The sequence below is a fragment of the Wandonia haliotis genome, from assembly GCF_039523435.1.
Taxonomy (GTDB): Bacteria; Bacteroidota; Bacteroidia; order Flavobacteriales_D; family Crocinitomicaceae; genus Wandonia; species Wandonia haliotis.
Genome location: NZ_BAAAFH010000022.1, coordinates 322,937 through 345,076, shown reverse-complemented (window position 1 = coordinate 345,076; position 22,140 = coordinate 322,937). Strand labels below are relative to the sequence as shown.

The window sequence follows — 22,140 nt, the reverse complement described above, 5'->3', positions numbered from 1 at the left end:
GATTTTTATGTTTAATAAGTTTATTGAAAGACCAGTTCTTTCAACAGTTATTTCTATTCTCATTGTCATTCTGGGAGTAATTGGTCTGATTACGCTTCCTGTATCGCAGTATCCGGAGATTGCACCTCCGACGGTGACAGTATCTGCAAATTATCAGGGAGCTAATGCAGATGTGGTAATGAATTCTGTTGTAATTCCGCTGGAAGAACAAATTAACGGAGTGGAAGACATGTTATATATGACTTCCACCTCTTCTAATGATGGAACTGCAAATATTAATATCTATTTCAAGCTGGGTACTAACCCGGATCTGGCGGCTGTAAACGTTCAGAACAGAGTAGCGCGTGCAACCCCTCTTTTACCCCAGGAAGTAACCCGGTCCGGGGTAAATACAGCCAAGAGACAGTCGGATAATATTTTGATCTTCTCGTTGTATTCAGAGAATACGGCGTATGACCAGACGTTCTTGCAGAACTACGCCAATATTAACATTCTTCCGAAAATCAAACGTGTTACCGGGGTAGGAGAAGCCATGGTATTCGGGCAGAAGGATTACTCCATGCGGATCTGGCTGAAGCCGGATGTGATGGCTAGTTATGGATTAGTTCCGGATGACATTCAGGCGGTATTGGCAGAACAAAATATTGAAGCAGCTCCCGGTCAGTTCGGGGAAAACGGAGACCAGTCCTTTCAGTATATGCTGAAATACAAAGGACGTCTTCAAAATGAGACTGAATTCGGGGATATTGTGATTCGGTCGGATGAGAGTGGTCAGGTACTTTATCTGAAAGATATCGCTCGTATTGAGTTGGGTGCACAAAGTTACGCCAGTAATTCGTTTACAAATGGAAATGAATCGGTTGGTGTAGCAATCAGTCAGACAGCTGGTTCCAATGCTCAGCAGGTAATTGAAGACTGTTTGAAAGTACTGGAAGAGGAAAAGGTGAAATTTCCTTCTGGGGTAGATTACACCAGTCTTGTTAATGCAAATGACTTTCTGGATGCGTCGATTAAGAAAGTAATTTCAACATTGGTAGAGGCATTTATTCTTGTATTTATTGTTGTATTCCTCTTCCTTCAGGATTGGCGTTCTACATTGATCCCTGCCATCTCTGTTCCCGTAGCTATTATCGGAACATTTTTCTTCCTGAGTTTATTTGGTTTTACCATCAACCTGTTGACCTTATTTGCTTTGGTGCTTGCGGTGGGAATTGTAGTGGATGACGCCATTGTCGTCGTCGAGGCGGTCCACGCAAAAATGGAAGAAGGTGAAAAGAATGCACGAAAAGCAAGTTTTGCAGCCATGCATGACATTTCTGGGGCAATTATCTCCATTACACTTGTCATGGCGGCCGTATTTATTCCGGTGAGTTTTATTTCCGGTTCGGCAGGTGTATTTTATAAGCAATTCGGGCTAACTCTTGCGATTGCAATTCTACTTTCAGCAGTTAACGCGTTAACATTGTCTCCCGCACTTTGTGCTATCCTTTTGAAACCACATGAAGAGCATAAGAACAAGAATTTCTTACAACGATTTTATGTGGCATTTAATACTGGGTTTACAGCAACAACCAATAAATATGGAAAGATAGTAAACTTCTTTATCGCCCGAAAATGGCTGACTTTTGGTTTTATTGCAGCATTTATAGGACTTTTTGTATTCCTTATGCAAACAACACCAAAGGCCTTTGTTCCTAATGAGGATACGGGGTCTATCATGTCTGATATCTCTCTTCCTCCGGGAACCTCGATAGAAAGAACGGAGACCGTATTACTGGAGATAGAAAAAGTGGTGAAGGAAATCCCTGAAGTCAATAACATTTTGAGAATTTCAGGTCGGTCATTGATTTCCGGTTCCGGTTCCAATTACGGAATGATTATCGTTAAGTTGAAACGATGGGCAGAACGCACAGGGCAAGGTCAGGATGTGCAGAGTATCGTTAAGAAGCTCTTTATGCAAACCGGGAAAATAAATGATGCCCGTATTATTTTCTTTGCCCCGCCTACCATCCGTGGTTTTGGATTCTCTTCCGGTTTTGAATTACAGCTTCAGGATCAAAAAGGTGGTTCAATAACCGATTTTGACGGGGTTAAAAACGAATTTTTGGCAAAACTGAACAGTCGTCCCGAAATTCAATATGCTTCGACTTCTTTTTCTCCGAATTTCCCGCAGTACCTGATAGATGTGAAGGCGGCAGAAGCGAAGAAAGCAGGTATCCCTGTTAATCACATACTAAGTACGTTGCAAGGGTATTATGGAGGAGTTTATGCTTCCAACTTTAACGCTTTCGGAAAGCAGTATCGTGTTATGTACCAGGCAGCACCCGAATTCCGGGCAGATAAGGAGTCGTTGCGAAAAATAATGGTAAGAAATGCGAATGGAGATATGGCTCCGATTACCGAGTTTATTACGATAGAACGGGTACTTGGACCACAGATTATTAATCGCTTTAACCTGTTTACCAGTATTACGATTACCGGTGCTCCTGATCAGGGATATTCATCAGGAGATGCGATTGATGCGATCGAAGAAGTTGCCGAAGAAACACTGCCGGTTGGTTACGGATACGAGTTTTCGGGAATGACGCGTGAAGAGTTGAATGCAGGTGGTCAGACGATATACATTTTCCTGCTGTCAGTTGTTTTCGTTTACTTCCTGTTGGCAGCTCAATATGAGAGTTATCTTCTGCCATTTTCTGTTTTGTTGTCAGTGCCGGTTGGGTTAGCGGGAACATTCCTTTTCGCCAATCTTTTTGCTATCAGTAACAATATCTATTTGCAGATCACCCTGATCATGTTGATAGGATTGTTGGCTAAGAATGCCATTCTGATTGTAGAGTACTCGGTAGACAGGAGAAAGCGGGGAATGGGGCTTGTTGAAGCTGCTGTACAGGGTGCTGTAGCGCGTTTCCGTCCGATTTTGATGACATCTTTTGCATTTATCTTAGGGCTTTTGCCGCTGATGTTGTCGAAAGGAGCCGGAGCTATCGGGAACAACTCTATTGGAACAGGAGCTATTGGAGGAATGTTAACAGGAACCTTGTTGGGAATACTGGTTATCCCGGCTTTGTTCGTCGTATTCCAGTATTTACAGGAAAAGGTTTCCGGAAAAAAGAGAGAGAATAGTGAAATTCATGAAGAATAATATGAAACGTTTTTCAGTTAAAATTATAGCAGGGATACTATTCGGACTACTTGTTCTGAATGCCTGCGGTGTAGTCACCAAAAAATATGAACGTCCTGATTTTTCAGAAGGACTTGTTGATTCATTATATCGAGATACTACGGTTACAGATACGTTAAGTATCGGGGATATTTCATGGGAAGAGTTTTTTAAGGACCCTAAATTGTTGGTTCTGATAGACGAGGCTCTGGCAAATAATTATGATTTTCAAAATGCTGTACTATCTATTCAGGCTGCAGAGAATTCATTGAAGCAAAGTAAATTGGCTTTCTTGCCGAGTTTAGACTTCTCTCCTTCTGTTACGTACAATAATACGTCGCAGAATTCATTGAATTTACCTCCATCCGTTAACATTAATCTCAAAACGACAAATGTGTCGATTGGTGTTACCAGTTCATGGGAATTGGAAATATGGGGAAAAATGACAGCGGCCAAGAATAAAGCGTATGCCTCATTTATGAAAGCAGAATCCGGTAAACGAGCGTATCAGACATCGTTGATCAGTTCTGTTGCCGAGTCGTATTTCACGTTGATGGCACTGGATAAGCAGTTGGAAATTACGCTGCGGACAATTGATTTGCGTAAAGAGACCGTGAATACTCTGTCCTCATTATTGGAGGCAGGTACGATTACCCGTGCAGATCTGGTACAGGCAGAATCTAATCTGTATGCTGCGGAAATTCAGGTTCCTGAATTAAGACGATCGATTCGGGAACTGGAAAATGCGTTGTGTGTTTTATTGGGAAAACCATTTCAAACCATTGACCGGTCGAAGTTGGATGAAGTAGACCTTTCCCGTGAATTGATGGTGGGAGTACCGGCACGGCTGTTACAAAATCGTCCGGATGTGATGGAGGCGGAATGGGCTTTCAGAGAAGCTTTTGAACAAACTAATGTAGCGAAAGCATCTTTCTATCCTTCTATTACACTTACTTCGGGAACTTTTGGAATTTCAGCTTTAACAACGCGTACCTTACTTGATCCGAAAAGTATTTTTGCGAATATCGTAGGAGGATTGACGCAACCGCTCTTTCAGAGAGGAAAATTGAAGGCAAATCACAGAAATGCCTTACTGGCGCAACAACAAGCGTTCAATAACTTCGAGAAAAGTATGCTGGTTGCCGGGCAGGAAGTGACAGACGCTCTTTTTGCTTATAAAACAATAGAGGAAAAAGAAGCGATCAGAGAAAAGCAAATTGAAGCTTTGCAAAATGCGGTTACTTTCCGAATGAAATTATTGGAATTTACGAGTTCTACAAACTATACAGATGTTCTTACATCTGAACAGGCATTACTTGGAGCGCAGATTGAAGAAATCTCAGATGAATTAAGTAAGTATAAAGCAATGATTCATCTATACCGGGCTTTAGGTGGTGGATGGAAATAAAATGACATTTGGGGGAGGATTTTCATCCGTTTATTTCCTTCCCCGTGTCATTTCTCTTTTTCCCGGAGGTCCCGGAAGTGCTTCAAGGCTAAATCCTACAGCTTTCAAATCTCTTTTCACCTGTCCCTTGGCACAATAGGTAACAAATACTCCTCCCGGCTTTACTGCGTGATATAGCTTTTCAAAATGTTTTTTGTTCCACATATCCGCCTGAGCACGGGGGCCGAACGCATCAAAGTAAATCAAGTCAAATTTGCTCTCCCCGGGGATATAATCTTCCAGTTTTTCCTGGATTTTTTCGAGACTAAAAAATGTCGAAACATCACTTTTTTTCCCAAACTCAGACGCGTGTATTGCGTCATAAAGTAACTGACAATTGCTCTCAGAAATGACCGAACAATAATCCATTTGAGCCAGAATTTCACGTTCTACCGGATAGGCTTCCAGTCCGAAGTACGAAACTTTTATGTTCTCTTTCTCAGCTTCTAAAGCAGTTAGTAGTGCGTTTAGACCTGTACCAAAACCAACTTCCAGAACAGAGAGTTCTTTTTGATCTGTATGTAACAAGCCATGCTTGATAAATACATGTCGGGCTTCCTGGAGTGCACCGTGAAACGAATGATAATTTTCATCCATTTCCGGAATATAAATCGTTTTCGAACCATCTTCGGTAATCCTTACTTCGCGTTTGAATGTATTGGCTTCCATATTGATGAAAAGTGGTGTTTATTAAAAATGGCGGATATAAAACCCGCCATTTTGATATGCTTATTGTTAGCTATGTTTTTAGGCTTCAACAGCTAATTTATCCAAAATTGTATTTAAAGTTACACTTGGACGCATTGCAGATGAAGTTAACATCTCATTCGGGTGATAGTATCCTTTGATATCTACAGGTTGTCCCTGAACGCTGTTTAGTTCATCAACAATCTTACCTTCATTAGCTTTCATCTCTTCGGCTATTGGTGCAAAAAGAGCTTTTAACTCAGTATCTTTTGCTTGATAAGCAAGAGCTTCAGCCCAATAGGTAGCAAGGTAGAAGTGGCTTCCTCTGTTATCCAATTCTCCTGCTTTACGGGATGGAGATTTGTCGTTTTCAAGGAATTTTCCAGTTGCTTCATCCAATGTGTCTGCCAATATCTGTGCTTTCTCGTTGTCAGTTGTTTGTGCTAAATGTTCAAACGATACAGCAATAGCAAGGAATTCACCTAAAGAATCCCAACGCAAGTGGTTTTCTTCAAGGAATTGCTCAACATGCTTAGGAGCAGAACCTCCTGCACCGGTTTCAAAAAGACCTCCGCCATTCATTAACGGAACGATAGAAAGCATTTTTGCACTGGTTCCCAGCTCCAGAATAGGGAATAAATCGGTAAGGTAGTCACGAAGAACGTTTCCGGTTACGGAAATAGTATCTTCTCCTTTTTTCAATCGATCCAACGTATAAAGAGTCGCTTCTACCGGAGATTTGATGAGAATTTCCAAACCTTCTGTATCATGATCTTTCAGGTATAGATTTACCTTTTTAATTAACTCGGCATCATGAGCACGGTTACTGTCTAACCAGAATACAGCAGGTGTTGCTGTTGCACGGGCACGGTTTACAGCAAGCTTAACCCAGTCCTGAACAGGTGCATCTTTCACCTGACACATTCTCCAGATATCACCATCGTTAACATCGTGTTGCATCAATACGTTTCCGTCCTGATCAACTACTTTAACAACACCATTTCCTTTGATTTCAAATGTTTTATCATGAGAACCGTACTCTTCTGCTTTTTGTGCCATTAACCCGACATTCGGAACTGTTCCCATCGTGGTAGGATCAAAAGCACCATTTTTCTTGCAGAAATCAATAGTAGCACTGTATACGCCAGCATAGCTGCTGTCAGGAATAACGGCTTTTGTATCTTGCGCTTTCCCTTCTTTGTTCCACATACGTCCCGAATTACGGATCATAGCCGGCATAGAAGCATCGATAATTACGTCACTTGGAACGTGAAGGTTGGTAATGCCCTTATCGGAGTTCACCATAGCAAGTTCAGGACGTGATGCATATACACTATTAATATCAGCGAGTATTTCCAGTTTTTTTCCTTCCTCCAGTGTTTCGATTTTTGCAATAAGATCACCGAACCCGTTTCTTACGTCTACACCAAGCTCTTTGAACGTTGCACCATGCTTTTCAAAGACATCTTTAAAGAATACTTCAACAGCATGACCGAAAATAATAGGGTCAGAAACTTTCATCATGGTTGCTTTCATGTGAAGCGAGAAAAGTACACCCTGCGCTTTAGCTTCTTCAATCTGTTGACTGATGAATTGTAGTAAAGCTTGCTTGCTTAAAACAGTCGCATCAATGATTTCACCTTCCTGTACTTTTACACTTTCTTTCAAAATCGTTGTTTGTCCGGTGGTGTCTGTCATTTCAATGCGTACACTTCCTGCTTTTTGAAGCGTTACCGATTTTTCATTATGCGCAAAATCTCCGGAAGTCATTGTAGATACATGGGACTTGGAGTCGGAAGCCCATGCCCCCATACTATGCGGGTTTTTCTTGGCATAATTCTTTACTGCTTTTGGAGCACGTCGATCCGAGTTCCCTTCGCGAAGTACCGGATTCACAGCACTTCCTTTTACTCTGTCGTATTTGGCTTTAATGGCCTTTTCATCTTCGTTCTTAGGTTCTTCCGGATAATCAGGAAGTTTGTATCCTTGCGATTGAAGTTCTTTTACAGCTGCTTTTATCTGTGGTACAGAAGCACTGATATTAGGTAGTTTGATAATATTGGCATCAGGTTGAGTAACCAACTGGCCTAATTCAGCAAGATCATCATTGATTTGCTGTTCAGGAGAAAGATACTCAGGGAAGTTTGCCAGAATACGTCCTGCAAGGGAGATATCTCTGGTTTCCATTTCTACTCCTGCTGAACCAGCAAAAGCTTTAATGATTGGTAATAATGAATAAGTTGCTAAAAAAGGAGCTTCGTCCGTTTTTGTGTAAATGATTTTTGATGCCATTTTACATGTATTATTTATTGGATAAAATTTCAAATAACCTACTTGAATTCAGTCTTTGAATTGACTTTTACAAGCGATGCGAATTTAATAAAAAAATGCGAATGCTTTGCTGTTGTTTTTCCGTTTTCCCGCGAAGAAAATAATGAAAACAAACAAAAGAAAGCAGAACACTTCGGGTGCTTATGTTTTGGGGTTAAATGGTTGGTTTTTAGTTGTAAAAAAGTTTGTAAACGAATAACTTACGAATACAATTGATTAATAAACAGATCATGCACTTTTCTTATGGAACTTTGACGTGTTGATTACAGGCAAATCAATTCAGTTGCGTTTCAACCTAACCTACTGCCTGAAGTCTCTCTCTTTTGCTGTAAATAGTGAAAGGGGGAGACTTTAAATAAAGACCTGAAAGGATAATGTTACTGTTAACTATTATTAACCTTGTGTTAACTCATAAGCAGATAAACCGTCCTAGCTTTGCTGAAAAAAGAAGAATGAAACGAATTTTGATTTTAGGGTTTGTAGCTGCTGTTTTGGTTTCTTGCAGTGGTATTAGATACAAGATGACATTAACCGAAGATGAGCTTAGTAAATTCTCTTACGATAAAGAGTACATTTATTATAATTCGGAGAAAGTAGCTAAATTCGGATATATTGAATACGAATACGATAGGGGGTATAAAGTACTGGAGATTTCCTTCGAGCAGTTACGTCCCGGTTTGGATGATTTTACGGATAAGATCGTTGAATTTATCAGGTATAAAAACCCGAATGCAAAAGTAGAAGTGAAGATACCTCAATTCCCGTTTGAAAACGAGATAGGAAATGAAAAAGGAGAATAAAATATTCTCCTTTTTTTATCCGAAGATTAAAATTCCAATAACGATTGCCAAACAAACTACTGTATAGATAGCACCTACGCCAGCTGTCGAATCGTCAAAATAATTGTTATTGTCGTCCATAGTCTTGTGAATTTTCGGTAAAAGTAATAATATTCGGAGTGGTATTCAACCCGCGAAGAAAAAATATCTGTTACGGTTACTTTCTACTCATCGTAATAATAAGGATTCAACCAGTTTACGGGAGAATAGATGGTGTTTTGTTCTTCTTCAAAAAGTTGTTGCATAAAATGTTTGTTGCGTCCGGAAAGATCAAAGAAATGATAGGTTTGTTTTGAAGAAGAAAGTGTAATGGTTTTAAGGGGAGAGCGGCTAATCGTTCTTTTTTGTATAGGAGATAGTGTGAAAAAAAGAGCGGGTAATTCCTCCATAAAATAGGAAGCAGGAAGGGGAATTTGCTGACCATTTTCTAAATAAAAAGTAAGGATGGATTTGCGTAAATTTCCTTCAAATCCTTCCGGAAAGATGAGCACAAAGTCGTCAATAATGAATCCGGTCCTTTCCGGGTGAATATTCCACTCAACGAATACCGTGTCTCCGCTTTTCATGTGTAACATAAACTCCTGCGTAACGATAAAAACCGCTTCATTTGTTTCAAAATCAATGATTTTTTCAACCATAGGTCCTGATTGTGACAGGGAAGGGAGTGCCAGAAATAGATAAATGGTAAATAGAAATTTTCTGATCATCGTATTAGCGTAATTGAATCAATTGTTCTGAATCCGTGTATAAAACGTAAGCACTACAAGCTTCAAAGCCCATTTGTTGTAGTGCAAGCGCGTAAGATAAAATCTGTTTTTTATCCTTCTCTCGCGGAATACCAGTTTTATAGTCTATAATCCGGGCGGCTGTTCCCTTGACAATTACCCGGTCGGGGCGTATTTTCTCGTTTTTTGAAAGAATAATTTCCCGCTCATCCAGTACTTTCTCTCCCTTCTGAGGAAGGATGATTTCTTCTATTTCAGGATTATCCAGTAGTTTCCGGATATTGTCTTCTATAAGTGGAGCAAATTCAGTTTCAATTACTTTTTCAAGAGTTAATTGCTGAATCACACTTTGTAGCTCTTCCGACTGAGTAATTTCCTGCATGACCCGATGGAGGTTGCGGCCATAAATCCGTTCGGAACTGATATCCAGATCATCAATGTTTTCTTTATCGATCAAAGAAATATCCGGGAACCAAAGTTTTTCTCCTTCCGGTTTCAGTTTAAATTTATCGACCGGAGTTTTTGGATGAGGCGTATATGTTCTGCTTCCATAGGTGCTGAAGCGCTCCTCTTCCGTTTCCAGAATTGAAAGGTTTTGTATGGTTTCACGAATAATATCGGTAAGATACTTTCCTCCTCTGGATTTGGCTGTGTCTATGAACCCATATAGGCGATCAACAGCACGTGTACAAGCCACATAAAACAGGTTTACTTCATCCAGAAGGTTGGTCGCGAGTTTTCGTTCGTAGACTTCTGCCTGAATTTTCGTCCGGTTGGAGCTAATGGCCTGATAAAATACCTGATCATATTGTTTGTCATGGAAAATATATTGTTCTCCGGGAAGGAGGGAGTATCTCCATTTCATATTGGGAAGCAGAACGATCGGGAACTCAAGTCCTTTTGATTTGTGTACAGTCATGATGGTAATGGCATCACTTTGCTCCGGGAGGGGAATACTTTCTTTATGCCCTTTTGTGCGATAATACTCCAGAAAACGCGATAGATCGGGACCTGAGGTAAGGTCAAAATTGAGTAGCATATTGCAGAAATAATGAATATACGGTTCATCTGTTTCCCGTATTTGGAAGACTTTTAACAGGTGTTGCGAAAAATCGTACAAGTTTTCATAGGTAAAGTCCAATGCCGATTCGGATTGAAAAAAATCGTTACAGAACTTTCGAAAGTCGAACTTTCTTTCTTCTATATAAGGAACAAGTGTCTTAAAAGGTTCTATTTGCTTTGCGAGCAAAAAACTCTCCGATAAAAGTAGTTGATGAGTTTCCGATAAAGGAGTGTTTCTGTATTCAAGGCAGGCAACAAGTGTTGTCACCCAGGGCGATTGACTTACTTTCATTCCTTCGTCCGAAATAACGGAATATCCTTTTTTGATCAGGTAGTTTGCCCATTCTTCGCAATGTCCCCGTTTTCTTGCCAGAATACAAATGTCTCCTGTACTGTATCCGTCTGCAACAGCTTCTTCAATTGTCTTGTCTATGAATGATAATTCCTGTGGTGTGGATTCATCCTCTTCCTCTGACGTTTCACTAATGTTATCAGGAGAGGAAAGTTCAAATTTCACATATCCGCCGGAAGCTCCCCTGGCTATCTGAACTAAATCCTTGTCATTATAATAGGGGGCGTAATCGGGGTGAAGTTGTTCACGGATTCCGGCAAAAAGAGAATTATTGAATTCGACCACTTCTTTTTTGGACCTGAAGTTATACTGAAGTGTATCCGGTAAACTCATTTGCTGAAAATAAACCGACTTTATCGCTATTTCGGGGTTGTCTTCCGGATTGTAGATAGCAGGCAAAGCAGCAAACTGTTCTACAAGTCCGTTTCTGAACCGGTAAATAGCCTGTTTGGCATCTCCAACAATCAGGTTACTATTATTCTCTCCCATAGAATCATGTAGCAAGGGAATCAGGTTGAGCCACTGTAACCGTGATGTATCCTGAAATTCGTCCAACAAGTAATTGTCATAGCGTGTACCGATTCGTTCGTAAATGAAAGGTGCGGATTCTGACTGTATGAGTTCTGATATTAAACCGTTTACCTCACTGATTTGTAATATATTCTCCCTGTTGCGCGTTTCTTTGATGAGTTCGGAAGTATATTTAAGCAGCGCCAATTGATGAAAGCTATCAATAGCGTACTTGTGTACCATATACTCGTCTTTGATGCTCTCTGTATAGTTGTAGAAATCCAGTAATTGCTGAAAAAACTCAGAAGGAACACTTGTTTTAGCACCACCTTCCGCTTCTGAAAGAATGGCTTTAAGCATCGCCTCGGTAGGAGATACAGCACTTATTTCTGCACTTGACCGGATTGTCATATCTGCTAGTGAAAGTTCAGGGATCCGACAAATTCTGTCATAAGGATTAGCACGCCCGATTTTAAAATCCTCTTTTGTCCAGTTATTACTTACAATCGTGCGAACAACTGGATCTTTTTTCTGATTAAACTGTTCTTCCAGGTGTTGACAGACCATGGAAATAGCTTCTTTTTTCTCTTTTGTAAATTCTGTTCTTGATATGATGTTAATGACCTCCTTAAACTCCTCCTTTTCGGTCATTTTCAGGAAGTCGAGTAGTGATTTTCTAAAATCCCAGTGTTTTTCTTCGTCAATATTGTGTCGGGCAAAAGAAATAAGAAGATTGGATATTTTTTCTTTCCCTTTTTCACCTATTTCATCTACTAACTTATCAATCGTACGGGAAAGAAGCTCTTCCGTATCCAGAAGAATTTCAAAATCGCCCGGGAGATCAAGATCCCGTGTAAATGACCGGACAAGCCGGATATTAAATTTGTCAATTGTCTGAACAGAGAGATCATTAAAGTTGTGAAGAATACGTTTAAGAACTCTTTTGGCCTTTGTTTGAATTTCGTGCGGTGGAATACCAATTGCTGCACAGGTATCATTTACAAACTTTAGGTCTTCTGCATCCTGAAAGCTGAGTTGTACCAGTGCTTTAATTACCCGCTCTTTCATTTCCAAAGCTGCTTTATTGGTAAAAGTCATGGCCATAACCCTTGCAAAGTGATCAGGATTGTCGTTGGTAAGTACAATCTTTAAAAATGCCTGAACCAGTGCATACGTTTTACCTGATCCAGCAGAAGCTTTTAGTATTTTTAATGGTTGTTCAGACATGAAGTTTTTCTTAAAAACGAATTGGTTTTAAAGGTACATTAATTTTCGTTTACTGGTTATTTTCAAGTAATCGTGAATCGTTGATTTGGGTTTCCAAAATCCCATTAGTAACTTTGAAGTATGTCTGTATTTAATACTGCTTTTTTTAGCGCTTTACCAGAAGCCCGGGTTTTAGAAACCGGGAGCAAGTACGCCCGGCTTGATTTGTCAGAGGTTTTTACGGAAAAGAATAGTGTGGAGGTAAGCAATAGTGAAGCCTTTAGTAAGTATGTGGATGGAATCATAGCTGATCTTGATGTGGACTATTTATGGGGAGGTTATCTGGAACGAAGAGCCATTTATAAAAGAAGTCCTGTTTTTAGAGATTCTCAAACTCCGGAGCGTACTATTCATCTGGGAATTGACCTTTGGTGTGATTCTGGTACACCCGTTCTCGCAGCTTTGGAAGGAGAAGTACATAGTTTTCAGAACAATGATTCGATGGGAGATTATGGACCTACAATTATTTTGAAACATCAGTTTGCCGGACAGGTCTTCCATACTTTATATGGTCATTTGTCAGTGAATAGTTTACAGGGACTTTGGAAAGGAAAACAAGTTAAAGCTGGTGAAAAGATTGGAGAGTTAGGAGACCGGACGGTAAATGGAGATTACCCTCCGCATCTTCACTTTCAGATTATTCTGGATATGCAGGGGAAAGAGGGTGATTATCCGGGGGTAAGCTCGGAAGAAGAATTGCCAGATCTAAGTGCGAATTGTCCTAACCCGAATCTACTGCTTCGTTTGACTGATTAATACAACTTTATTGTTCTTTCCCCCATTTACGGGCGAGGTAGCTGGTGTAAAAAAGCTGAAAAGCATGATACACCATAACAGGAAGCAGAAATAAACTTTGAGCCGCACTATCTGTAACCAGAATAATAACAAATACTGATGCGTGAACCAGTGATTTTTTTGAACCGCAAAATAAAGCTGTTATTGTATCTTCTCTTGAAAAATGGAATTTTTGTGATAAGAAACGGATGCTATAAAATACAAGGAAAAAGAGCGCAATAATACAAACAGCAAGTAACAGTAACGAAATCGGTGGGAGTTGAGTAAATACTCCGGACAGGAAGGCGGTGGAGAAGCTTTTATAAATAATCAGAAAAATAATGATTTTGTCAAACCATCCGATCAGGGATTTGTGTTTTTGAGCAGCTGTTCCCAGGTATTTATTCAATGATAACCCTAAAGCAACAGGGAGTAATATCTGTTGAACCAATTGTTGGATTGTTTCGGAAAGTTCGGGGCCTTCCCCGTTTGCAGATAAAAAGAGACTCATCCAGAGAGGAGTAGCAATTAATCCGATTAATCCTGAGATACTGGCATTAAATATGGCGGATGGAATATTACCCTTTGCTATTGATACCATCACTACGGAAGAGGAAACTGTTGAGGGCAGAGCAGCGAGAAAGAAAGCTGCCAGCCAGATATTTTCGTAAGGTCCTCCTGCAAACAAAGGGTAAAAAGGTAAAATAATTAGAGGGAAAAATAAAAAAGTTGCTGACTGAATCAGGATGTGAAGTCGCCAGTTACTCATGTCCTGACGGATTTGTTTTGGGTTTAGTTTTAACCCGTAAAGAAAGAAAATCCCTGTAATTCCCCAGTAAATAGTGTCTTTGAGAGGGAAATAAATACTGTATGATTCCCGGAATGGGAAAAGAGAAGCGACCACAATCATCAGGATAATTCCGATGATAAAAGGATCAGGGGACGGAAATTTCCATTTCATTTTGCAAAATTAGTGAATAAATAGAGACCGTGGGGCGTTAGAATCAGGTTCCTGATAATAGCTTGTGTGTCATTTGAAAACTATTGGAGGACTCCGGCAGGGGAATTGCCGGAAAACAGGAGTTGATACCCCGGCTATTCCGTTTTATACTATTATCTTTGTAGAAGAAAAGAGAATTTATGAAGGTGTATAACAACATACTTGAGACAATCGGGAATACTCCGCTTGTACGTTTAAATAAACTGACAAAGGACGTAAAGGCTACGATTCTTGCGAAAGTAGAAACTACTAACCCGGGAAATTCAGTGAAAGACCGTATGGCGGTTAAAATGATTGAAGACGCTGAAAAAGCAGGTTTGATAAAACCGGGTGGTACCATTATTGAAGGTACTTCAGGAAATACCGGTATGGGATTGGCTTTGGGGGCTATCGTAAAAGGATACAAATTGATTTGTGTTCTGAATGATAAGCAATCGAAGGAAAAAATGGATATCCTTAGAGCGGTGGGTGCTGAAGTAGTTGTTTGCCCTACAGCGGTTGATCCGAGTGATCCAAGATCGTATTATTCGGTTTCAAAGCGTCTTGCGAATGAAATCCCTAATTCATGGTACGTCAATCAATATGACAACTTGTCGAACCGTGAAGCGCATTATGAATCGACCGGACCTGAGATCTGGGAGCAAACAGATGGTAAAATAACACACTTTGTAGTGGGTGTTGGAACCGGAGGTACTATTTCAGGAGTAGGTAAATACCTAAAGGAGAAAAATCCGGATATCAAGATCTGGGGAATTGATACCTACGGTTCTGTTTTCAAAAAATACCATGAGACAGGTATTTTTGATGAAGCAGAAATTTATCCGTATATCACGGAGGGGATAGGAGAGGATATCCTTCCTGCCAATGTGGATTTTGATGTGATTGATAAATTCGAAAAAGTTACGGATAAGGATGCTGCCGTTTATACACGTAGGCTGGCACGAGAAGAAGGAATCTTCGTAGGAAACTCAGCCGGGGCTGCAATAAAAGGTATCTTACAGTTAAAAGACGAGTTGAAGGAAGGTGATGTTGTAGTTGTACTTTTCCATGACCATGGAAGCCGGTATGTAGGGAAAATTTTCAATGATGACTGGATGCGTGAGCGTGGCTTCCTTGAGGAAGAAACAAAGAATGCAGGAGATCTTGTCGGTCGTCATGGAGATCAGCCTTTGGTGACATTGTATTCGGAAGAGTTGTTGTCACATGCGGTTGCGAAAATGAAGAAACATTCGATTTCTCAGATTCCTGTGATGAAAGAAGGAGAGTTTGTTGGATTTGTGGATGACCTTCACGTTTTTCAGTTGTTGTGTGAGCAGCCGGATTTATTGAATAAACCTGTTTCTCAGATTATGCATCCGCCTTTACCAGTAGTGGATAGCACAGCTACGATTGAAAAGATATCAGCGTTAATCACCAAAGATGTTCCTGCGGTTTTGGTTAACACAGAGAACGGATACCATATTATTACGCGTCATGACATTATAGCGGCAATGGCGTAAAACCTGTGCCGAATGGAATATAAAGATCAAATGAACCGAACGATTCGCCTGGAAAATTTTCCAAGGCGAATCGTTTCTTTAGTGCCCAGTCAGACCGAGCTTCTTTTTGACCTGGGGTTGGAAGATGAGGTTGTCGGAATCACAAAGTTTTGTATTCATCCCGATACCTGGTTTCGATCAAAAACAAGAGTAGGGGGAACAAAAACGGTAGACATCGATAAGGTGCAAACGTTGGAACCGGATCTTATTATTGCTAATAAGGAAGAGAATACCAAAGAGGATATTGAAAAGTTAGTACGTGTTGCACCTGTTTGGATTTCAGATATTCATACACTGGAAGAAGCCCTGGATATGATCAAGCAGATTGGTGTTTTGACCAATAGACGAGAGAAGTCCCGTTCGATGATTACTACAATTCGAGAAGGTTTTGAAGCTATTCAACAAGCTGAAAAAAGAAAAAGAGTGCTGTATTTAATTTGGGAAAGACCAGTTATGGCAGCAGGCAATACTACTTTTATTCATGATATGCTAACAAGGATCGGGTGGGAGAATGTTTTGGAAGAACAGATACGGTACCCGGAATTGTCGGATGAAGAGATTGTTCGCTTGCAACCCGATTTAATTATATTGAGTTCAGAACCATATCCGTACAAAGAGGAACATGTTCAACGGTATCAAAAATTGTGTCCCGGTGCAGAAGTTCGTTTATTGGATGGTGAGTTTTTTTCGTGGTACGGAAGTCGTTTGGTAAAAGCCCTGCCATACTTTCAGAAAGTTATCAGTGAATAAGAACTGAGATTATTCGTTATTTTCCTCTTTGTTTTTTTGACTTTCTTTCAGCAGAATGTACTTTTTCTGTTTTGTCTTCCAACGTTCTGTTGCGTACTGTTGCATGTTTTCAACTTTGTCTTTTTCATCAACAATTTCAAAACCAAGCAAAGATTCGATAATATCCTCCAGAGTTGTAATCCCATCCATTCCCCCGTATTCGTCTACGACAAGAGAAATATGTTCTTTTTTTGAAAGCATTTCATCCCACGCATTGAAAAGGGTTGTGGATTTTGGGAAAATCAGAATATCCCGTTTAATGTCTTTTAGTTTAAGGTCAAACTGATCTTCAGCCAGTTTCTCAAATACCATAGAGCGGAATACATATCCTGTAATATTATCACTGTTCTCTCTGTAAACCGGGATACGGGAAAAGTGAAGAAAATCCTTATTTTTCAGGAAATCCTGTAAGGTCATTTCTTCATTGGCAATTACAACTACCACACGTGGGGTCATGATTTCCGATACGCGGATACCTTTTAGTTTTATCAGGTTTTGAATGATCTTATTTTCTTTTTCAATAAAAATTCCTTCGCGTGTACCAATGCTGGCTAATGCAGAAATTTCGTCTCTCGAAATAGTGAAATCACCTTCCTTGTTTCTCGAAATCAATTTGGTTATAAATGCAGAAACGACAACTAAAGGATAGGTAAGAATAATCATCCCTTTAATAATCTTAGCAGTAGGTCCTACCAGATCTTTCGCATAACTGGCTCCCAATGTTTTTGGAATAATTTCTGTAAGAACCAATATCAAAACAGTAAGGATAGCAGAAACCAGTCCAAAATAGGCTTCACCGAAAACAATAGAAGCCTGTGCCCCAACTCCGGCAGCTCCGACTGTATGGGCTACAGTGTTTAAGGAAAGGATTGCAGACAATGGTTTGTCAATGTCTTCTTTAAGCTTAATCATAGAGTCAGCATTCCGGTCTCCTTTTTCAGCCCTTGATTTTAGATAGGAAATCGGTAGAGATAGCAATACGGACTCCATTATAGAACAAAGAAAAGAAGTGAAAATTGCTATAAAAAGATATACAAGTAACAGTATCATAATTGCTTTTCCGTTACTTTACAAAAAAATACACAAAATGCGTGTATTACACCTGAAAGATTCCATTTGAAATTCTTAAATCTTAGAGTAAAGGTAGGGATTATTTCAGCCGGCAGCGTATTATTAGAAATTTTTAACAAAAGAAACAGGTTCTGAGAATTACTCTGTCTCTTTGATTGCCTCCAATATTATTTGCCCTGCTTTTCGAATTTCACTTTCTGTGATAGTCAGTGGAGGAGATAAACGGAAACTGTAAGGATGTGAAAGGAACCAAAAACTAATAAGTCCTTTTTCAAGGCATCTGTCTACAACTTTTGCTACCCTGTCAGCTGAGACCATGTCAAATGCAAACAACATACCTTTTCGTCTAACTTCTTTTATTTCGTCAGATTTACTGATAATTGTTTCCAACAAATACCCCAATCGTTCTACTTCATTCATGTCCACTTCTGTGACAAGCACATCTAACGCTGCTGCTGCTGCTGCACAGTTCATCGGATGTCCGCCGAAAGTCGTGATATGTCCAAGTATAGGATCAAAAGACAATAACTTCATCTTGTCGTAAGAAGAAACAAATGCTCCAAAAGACATTCCTCCTCCCAAAGCCTTTCCCAATGTTAAAATATCGGGTACTATTGTGTAGTGTTCAAATGCAAAATTTCTCCCCGTCCTTCCAAAACCTACCTGAACTTCATCAAAAATAAGTTGAGCACCTGTCTCATTGCATCGTTTACGAAGTGCTTGCAGAAATTCAAAAGAAGGAACGCGGACTCCCGCATCACCTTGAATAGTTTCTATAATAACCCCCGCTGTTTTTTCTGTAATTCGATCCAGGTCATTGATCGAGTTGTGTTGAAGGAATTGTACATCAGGTAATAAGGGACGGAAAGCCTGTTTTTTAACCTCATTTCCGGAAACACTCATAGATCCATGAGTCGATCCATGATAGGAACCTCGAAAAGAAATTAATTCGGTTCTGCCTGTAATTCGTTTTGCTAATTTCAGTGCAGCTTCATTTGCTTCTGTTCCAGAGTTTACAGCATATACACAATTCAAACTTTCCGGCAGTATTGCTGTTAACTTTTCCGCAAATTCATTCTCACTATCCTGAATGAATTCTCCGTAAACCATCACATGCAGATGCTTATCCAGTTGCTTTTTCAGTGCAGCAATTACTTTGGGATGACGATGTCCGATGTTAGTAACAGACACACCGGAAATCATATCCATATATGCCTTTCCTGCTTTATCATAGATGTATATGCCTTCAGCATAATCCACATCGATTAAAAAAGGGAAGGGCGATGTTTGTCCTAAACGCTTAAGAAAAGTATCCTTTCTGGTCATAAGGAGGAGAAACTAGTCTTTGCGAGCCAGTACCTTTTCAGCTGCTGCAATAACATCAACTGTGTCAATATGGTATTTGGTCATTAGTTCGTTCGGGGTTCCACTTTCTCCGAAAGTATCATTGACCGCGACATATTCCTGAGGAGCAGGAGTGTTCATTGCCAGTACCTGTGCTACGGAATCACCCAAACCACCATTTCTCATGTGTTCTTCTGCTGTTACTACGCATTTTGTTTTTGCAACAGATTTCAGAATAGCTTCTTCATCTAGTGGTTTTATCGTATGCATATTGATAACTTCAGCAGAAATTCCTTTTTCATGAAGTGCCTGAGCAGCTTCGATTGATTTCCACACAAGATGTCCGCATGCTATGATTGTTACATCTGTTCCTTCGATAAGAACATCTGCTTTTCCAATTTCAAACTTCGCATCCGGTTTAACAAAAATAGGAACTGAAGGACGACCAAATCGTAAATAAACAGGACCTACATGATCTGCGATTGCAATTGTAGCCTGTTTCGTCTGATTAAAATCAGCAGGAACAATAACGGTCATGTTTGGTAGCATTTTCATCATACCGATGTCTTCAAGAATCTGGTGTGTGGCACCATCTTCACCTAAAGTTAGTCCGGCATGAGAAGCACAGATTTTGACATTCTTCTGAGAATAAGCGATGGATTGACGAATCTGGTCATATACACGTCCGGTAGAGAAGTTTGCAAAAGTTCCCGTGTAAGGAATTTTTCCTCCTATTGTCATTCCGGCAGCGAGTCCCATCATGTTGGCTTCAGCAATTCCTACCTGAAAAAATCTTTCCGGGAACTCGTTCTGAAAGGCATTCATTTTTAATGAGCCGGTCAGGTCAGCACAAAGTGCAACAACATTCGGGTTTTTCTTTCCGATTTCAAGAAGTCCTTCTCCAAAACCTGAACGGGTATCCTTGTTCCCAAAAATTTCAAATTCTTGCATGCTACTAAAAATTTAACGAAGTTGTTTTATTGGATAATATTCTAAAGTCTTTTTTATCAGTGTGCAATGTATTCATTGCATTCAGAGGACGGTATACGATCCGGTAATTACCCGGTTGTAAATTCCACGTGCCGGATTGTGCCTGTTCATCAAGATTGGCTACCCACTCCATTTCATTGGTGCTAGTAATCAGGAATAACTGCCCGGATATCTTTTTACTTGTCGTATACAACAGAATTCCCGGTGCAGGAATATTGATCGTCTTTTTACTACTTTGATTGATTTCTACCGTTTGGTAAATCCTCGGGAGTGTCATTATTTCCAGATCGTACTTCCCCACTATATAAGCATCTTCCTGATTCATCTCCTGGACGTTCAGTGTTTTACTTTTTCCGTGTTGTATGACACGCGTCTGAACAGGGTATTCCCGAAGAGCATTGGAAAAGCGAACGTGAAGTGTCCCTCTTGGAGCATCAATCTCAATAATGTTATGTTGATTTCGCTTGATCGTAATACCGCTTTTAGATACGACAGGAGTAGTAAATACTTCTAGATCGTATGTTACCCGATCATTGATCACTAATGTATCAGGAAGACGGAATTTATTCAACGTATGTGTATACGAATACAAAGGAATTTTTTTACCGGATTCATACAGGTTAAATGTCACGTCTGTTTCAGAAGGAGTGCCATATATATCGTTCAGATTAACCTGAACCGTAGTTGCTATTAAAGCACTGTTTATAACAGTGGTTAAAACATTGGCAAACGAAGTTCTGTTATTCGCGTCCAGATAGGTTCCTATACAATCGAAATGATTCAGGTATTCCATATCAATCCCGATTCCGATAACAAAAGGGCGAATGGAAATCCCCTTTGCGCGAAGTTTATCCGCTATTACACAAGGATCATGATCACATGCTTCAATTCCGTCGGTAATAAGAACGATAACATTTCGGGCATTTTTATCAGGAAAGTCATCTGCAGCGGCTTCAAGACTACGGGCAATCGGAGTTGTTCCCTTAGGAATGACTCCTCTGATTTTTCCTTTTATCAGATTGTGATTGCCTTTTGTGAAAGGAACTTCAAGCTTGGTGTCTTCGCAATCCTGATAGGTAGGAGTAATTGGTGACTGATGACCATATATGCGTAAACCGAGCTCAAGATTCGGAACACCACGCAAACTGTCAACCGCTTTAATCAATAGTTCTTTGGCAATTGCAATACGTGTTGATCCGTCCCATTTTGCATTCATACTGTTGGAGGCGTCAAAAACGAAAAGAATTCGAGTCAACTCATCTGGTTGAGCATAACTTCCCAACGAGATGCAACTAAACAGTATGACAAAAAAGGTTTTCCGCATCTAAAATTAATAATCTCCCAGAGTTTCTTCCAGTTGTCCAAGCGCGTTTTCAAGTTGCTCGGCATTTGGAGCGACCCCGTGCCATTTGTGAGATCCCATCATGTAATCAACTCCCTGACCCATTTCTGTTCTCATCAGGATAACTACAGGTTTTCCGTTTCCAAGTTTAGACTTAGCTTTTGACAATGTGTCTTTAATCTCATCAATATTATGTCCGTCCATTTCAAGTACTTCCCAACCGAAAGCCATCCATTTTTGTGCCAGATTTCCAAGTGACAGAACATCTTCTACGTCTCCGTCTATTTGTCTGCCGTTGTAATCAACTGTGGCAATAATATTGTCTACCTTATTGGCTGCTGCGTACATTGCAGCTTCCCAAATTTGCCCCTCTTGTAATTCTCCGTCTCCGTGAAGTGAGTAGACAACGGTGTCGTCGTTATTTAGTTTTTTCGTCAAAGCTGCACCAAGCGCACACGAAAGACCTTGTCCAAGAGAACCTGATGCCATTCGTATTCCGGGTAGCCCTTTATCGACACTGGGGTGTCCCTGAAGGCGGGAACTAAGCTTACGAAATGTGGCAAGCTCTTTTACGTCGAAATAACCTCTTCTAGCAAGAACACTATAAATAACGGGCGAGATGTGTCCGTTTGAAAGAAAAAACAAATCTTCACTTACCCCATCCATAGAAAAATTTTCAGGGGTAATTCTCATAGTATCAAAGTATAACGTAGTCAGGAAGTCAGCGCAACCTAATGACCCACCCGGGTGTCCGGAATTAACTGCTGCAACCATTCTGACAATATCACGTCTTACCTGTGAAGCGATTCGTTGAAGTTCTGATGTCTGCATAAGGATTATTTCATAATATTTGTGCAAAGTTAGTGTTTTTGGCGTACTATTTCGTTTTAAACAGAATAATGTATAAACA

The 22,140-nt window shown here is 40.1% G+C and carries 16 protein-coding genes; 6 read left to right on the top strand and 10 right to left on the bottom strand.

All coding sequences use genetic code 11. From position 1 onward, the window contains the following. Window positions 1-7 precede the first annotated feature (7 nt). Together ABDZ97_RS14215 and ABDZ97_RS14210 are read left to right on the top strand one after the other, a co-directional pair. A complete protein-coding gene (locus ABDZ97_RS14215) occupies window positions 8-3,145 on the top strand; it encodes an efflux RND transporter permease subunit (RefSeq protein ID WP_343789050.1) in 3,138 nt (1,045 codons plus the stop codon). Beyond that, complete coding sequence (locus ABDZ97_RS14210; RefSeq protein WP_343789046.1) at window positions 3,135-4,571, top strand: efflux transporter outer membrane subunit; 1,437 nt, start codon at window positions 3,135-3,137, stop codon at window positions 4,569-4,571. Before ABDZ97_RS14215 ends, ABDZ97_RS14210 begins: the two co-directional genes overlap by 11 nt. Window positions 4,572-4,601: 30 nt before the next feature. Here the strand turns inward: ABDZ97_RS14210 and mnmC2 are convergent, their stop codons facing one another. Both mnmC2 and ABDZ97_RS14200 read right to left on the bottom strand, forming a co-directional pair. Next, window positions 4,602-5,279 (bottom strand): tRNA (5-methylaminomethyl-2-thiouridine)(34)-methyltransferase MnmC2, encoded by a 678-nt coding sequence (gene mnmC2, locus ABDZ97_RS14205; RefSeq protein ID WP_343789043.1) that lies wholly within the window; start codon window positions 5,277-5,279, stop codon window positions 4,602-4,604. 78 nt (window positions 5,280-5,357) lie between these two features. Beyond that, window positions 5,358-7,589: an NADP-dependent isocitrate dehydrogenase gene (locus ABDZ97_RS14200; protein ID WP_343789040.1), complete on the bottom strand. Its 2,232-nt coding sequence runs from the start codon at window positions 7,587-7,589 to the stop codon at window positions 5,358-5,360. Window positions 7,590-8,080: 491 nt separating this feature from the next. Here ABDZ97_RS14200 and ABDZ97_RS14195 point away from each other — a divergent pair, with 491 nt between their 5' ends. Beyond that, the gene (locus ABDZ97_RS14195; protein ID WP_343789036.1) at window positions 8,081-8,428 is read left to right on the top strand and encodes a hypothetical protein; all 348 of its coding nucleotides are present in this window, start codon (window positions 8,081-8,083) and stop codon (window positions 8,426-8,428) included. A 203-nt stretch (window positions 8,429-8,631) separates the two neighbouring features. Here ABDZ97_RS14195 and ABDZ97_RS14190 read toward each other — a convergent pair whose 3' ends face one another. Next, window positions 8,632-9,174 (bottom strand): hypothetical protein, encoded by a 543-nt coding sequence (locus ABDZ97_RS14190; RefSeq protein ID WP_343789033.1) that lies wholly within the window; start codon window positions 9,172-9,174, stop codon window positions 8,632-8,634. Window positions 9,175-9,178: 4 nt separating this feature from the next. Beyond that, entirely contained in the window at window positions 9,179-12,343 is a 3,165-nt protein-coding gene (locus tag ABDZ97_RS14185) for a UvrD-helicase domain-containing protein (RefSeq protein ID WP_343789030.1), read from the bottom strand. Window positions 12,344-12,463: 120 nt separating this feature from the next. Between ABDZ97_RS14185 and ABDZ97_RS14180 the strand changes: the two genes are divergently transcribed. Continuing rightward, window positions 12,464-13,138 carry a peptidoglycan DD-metalloendopeptidase family protein gene (locus ABDZ97_RS14180; protein WP_343789026.1) on the top strand — a complete coding sequence of 225 codons (675 nt, stop codon included), beginning with the start codon at window positions 12,464-12,466 and terminating at the stop codon, window positions 13,136-13,138. 7 nt (window positions 13,139-13,145) lie between these two features. On the opposite strand, the gene ABDZ97_RS14175 is transcribed toward ABDZ97_RS14180, so the two are convergent. Then, window positions 13,146-14,117 carry a bile acid:sodium symporter family protein gene (locus ABDZ97_RS14175; protein WP_343789022.1) on the bottom strand — a complete coding sequence of 324 codons (972 nt, stop codon included), beginning with the start codon at window positions 14,115-14,117 and terminating at the stop codon, window positions 13,146-13,148. Window positions 14,118-14,296: 179 nt separating this feature from the next. On the opposite strand from ABDZ97_RS14175, the gene ABDZ97_RS14170 reads away from it, so the two are divergent. Next, window positions 14,297-15,655 carry a pyridoxal-phosphate dependent enzyme gene (locus ABDZ97_RS14170; RefSeq protein ID WP_343789019.1) on the top strand — a complete coding sequence of 453 codons (1,359 nt, stop codon included), beginning with the start codon at window positions 14,297-14,299 and terminating at the stop codon, window positions 15,653-15,655. A 12-nt stretch (window positions 15,656-15,667) separates the two neighbouring features. Beyond that, window positions 15,668-16,444, top strand: a complete 777-nt coding sequence (locus tag ABDZ97_RS14165) for an ABC transporter substrate-binding protein (RefSeq protein ID WP_343789015.1) — start codon at window positions 15,668-15,670, stop codon at window positions 16,442-16,444. Between the two features lie 9 nt (window positions 16,445-16,453). Here the strand turns inward: ABDZ97_RS14165 and ABDZ97_RS14160 are convergent, their stop codons facing one another. From ABDZ97_RS14160 to ABDZ97_RS14140, 5 genes are all read right to left on the bottom strand, one after another. After that, window positions 16,454-17,533: a CNNM domain-containing protein gene (locus tag ABDZ97_RS14160; protein WP_343789012.1), complete on the bottom strand. Its 1,080-nt coding sequence runs from the start codon at window positions 17,531-17,533 to the stop codon at window positions 16,454-16,456. 159 nt (window positions 17,534-17,692) lie between these two features. After that, window positions 17,693-18,880, bottom strand: a complete 1,188-nt coding sequence (locus tag ABDZ97_RS14155; RefSeq protein ID WP_343789009.1) for an aspartate aminotransferase family protein — start codon at window positions 18,878-18,880, stop codon at window positions 17,693-17,695. Window positions 18,881-18,892: 12 nt separating this feature from the next. Next, complete coding sequence (locus tag ABDZ97_RS14150; protein ID WP_343789006.1) at window positions 18,893-19,849, bottom strand: transketolase family protein; 957 nt, start codon at window positions 19,847-19,849, stop codon at window positions 18,893-18,895. A 4-nt stretch (window positions 19,850-19,853) separates the two neighbouring features. Further along, window positions 19,854-21,212 carry a vWA domain-containing protein gene (locus ABDZ97_RS14145; protein WP_343789003.1) on the bottom strand — a complete coding sequence of 453 codons (1,359 nt, stop codon included), beginning with the start codon at window positions 21,210-21,212 and terminating at the stop codon, window positions 19,854-19,856. A gap of 6 nt (window positions 21,213-21,218) precedes the next feature. Continuing rightward, a complete protein-coding gene (locus ABDZ97_RS14140) occupies window positions 21,219-22,061 on the bottom strand; it encodes a transketolase (RefSeq protein WP_343789000.1) in 843 nt (280 codons plus the stop codon). Window positions 22,062-22,140 lie beyond the last annotated feature (79 nt).

Coding starts and splice junctions, on each gene's coding strand:
- ABDZ97_RS14190 (WP_343789033.1), bottom strand. CDS start 9,174: ATGATCAGAAAATTTCTATTTACCATTTATCTATTTCTGGCACTCCCT.
- ABDZ97_RS14140 (WP_343789000.1), bottom strand. CDS start 22,061: ATGCAGACATCAGAACTTCAACGAATCGCTTCACAGGTAAGACGTGAT.
- ABDZ97_RS14200 (WP_343789040.1), bottom strand. CDS start 7,589: ATGGCATCAAAAATCATTTACACAAAAACGGACGAAGCTCCTTTTTTA.
- ABDZ97_RS14165 (WP_343789015.1), top strand. CDS start 15,668: ATGGAATATAAAGATCAAATGAACCGAACGATTCGCCTGGAAAATTTT.
- mnmC2 (WP_343789043.1), bottom strand. CDS start 5,279: ATGGAAGCCAATACATTCAAACGCGAAGTAAGGATTACCGAAGATGGT.
- ABDZ97_RS14185 (WP_343789030.1), bottom strand. CDS start 12,343: ATGTCTGAACAACCATTAAAAATACTAAAAGCTTCTGCTGGATCAGGT.
- ABDZ97_RS14210 (WP_343789046.1), top strand. CDS start 3,135: ATGAAGAATAATATGAAACGTTTTTCAGTTAAAATTATAGCAGGGATA.
- ABDZ97_RS14145 (WP_343789003.1), bottom strand. CDS start 21,212: ATGCGGAAAACCTTTTTTGTCATACTGTTTAGTTGCATCTCGTTGGGA.
- ABDZ97_RS14195 (WP_343789036.1), top strand. CDS start 8,081: ATGAAACGAATTTTGATTTTAGGGTTTGTAGCTGCTGTTTTGGTTTCT.
- ABDZ97_RS14215 (WP_343789050.1), top strand. CDS start 8: ATGTTTAATAAGTTTATTGAAAGACCAGTTCTTTCAACAGTTATTTCT.
- ABDZ97_RS14160 (WP_343789012.1), bottom strand. CDS start 17,533: ATGATACTGTTACTTGTATATCTTTTTATAGCAATTTTCACTTCTTTT.
- ABDZ97_RS14170 (WP_343789019.1), top strand. CDS start 14,297: ATGAAGGTGTATAACAACATACTTGAGACAATCGGGAATACTCCGCTT.
- ABDZ97_RS14150 (WP_343789006.1), bottom strand. CDS start 19,849: ATGCAAGAATTTGAAATTTTTGGGAACAAGGATACCCGTTCAGGTTTT.
- ABDZ97_RS14175 (WP_343789022.1), bottom strand. CDS start 14,117: ATGAAATGGAAATTTCCGTCCCCTGATCCTTTTATCATCGGAATTATC.
- ABDZ97_RS14155 (WP_343789009.1), bottom strand. CDS start 18,880: ATGACCAGAAAGGATACTTTTCTTAAGCGTTTAGGACAAACATCGCCC.
- ABDZ97_RS14180 (WP_343789026.1), top strand. CDS start 12,464: ATGTCTGTATTTAATACTGCTTTTTTTAGCGCTTTACCAGAAGCCCGG.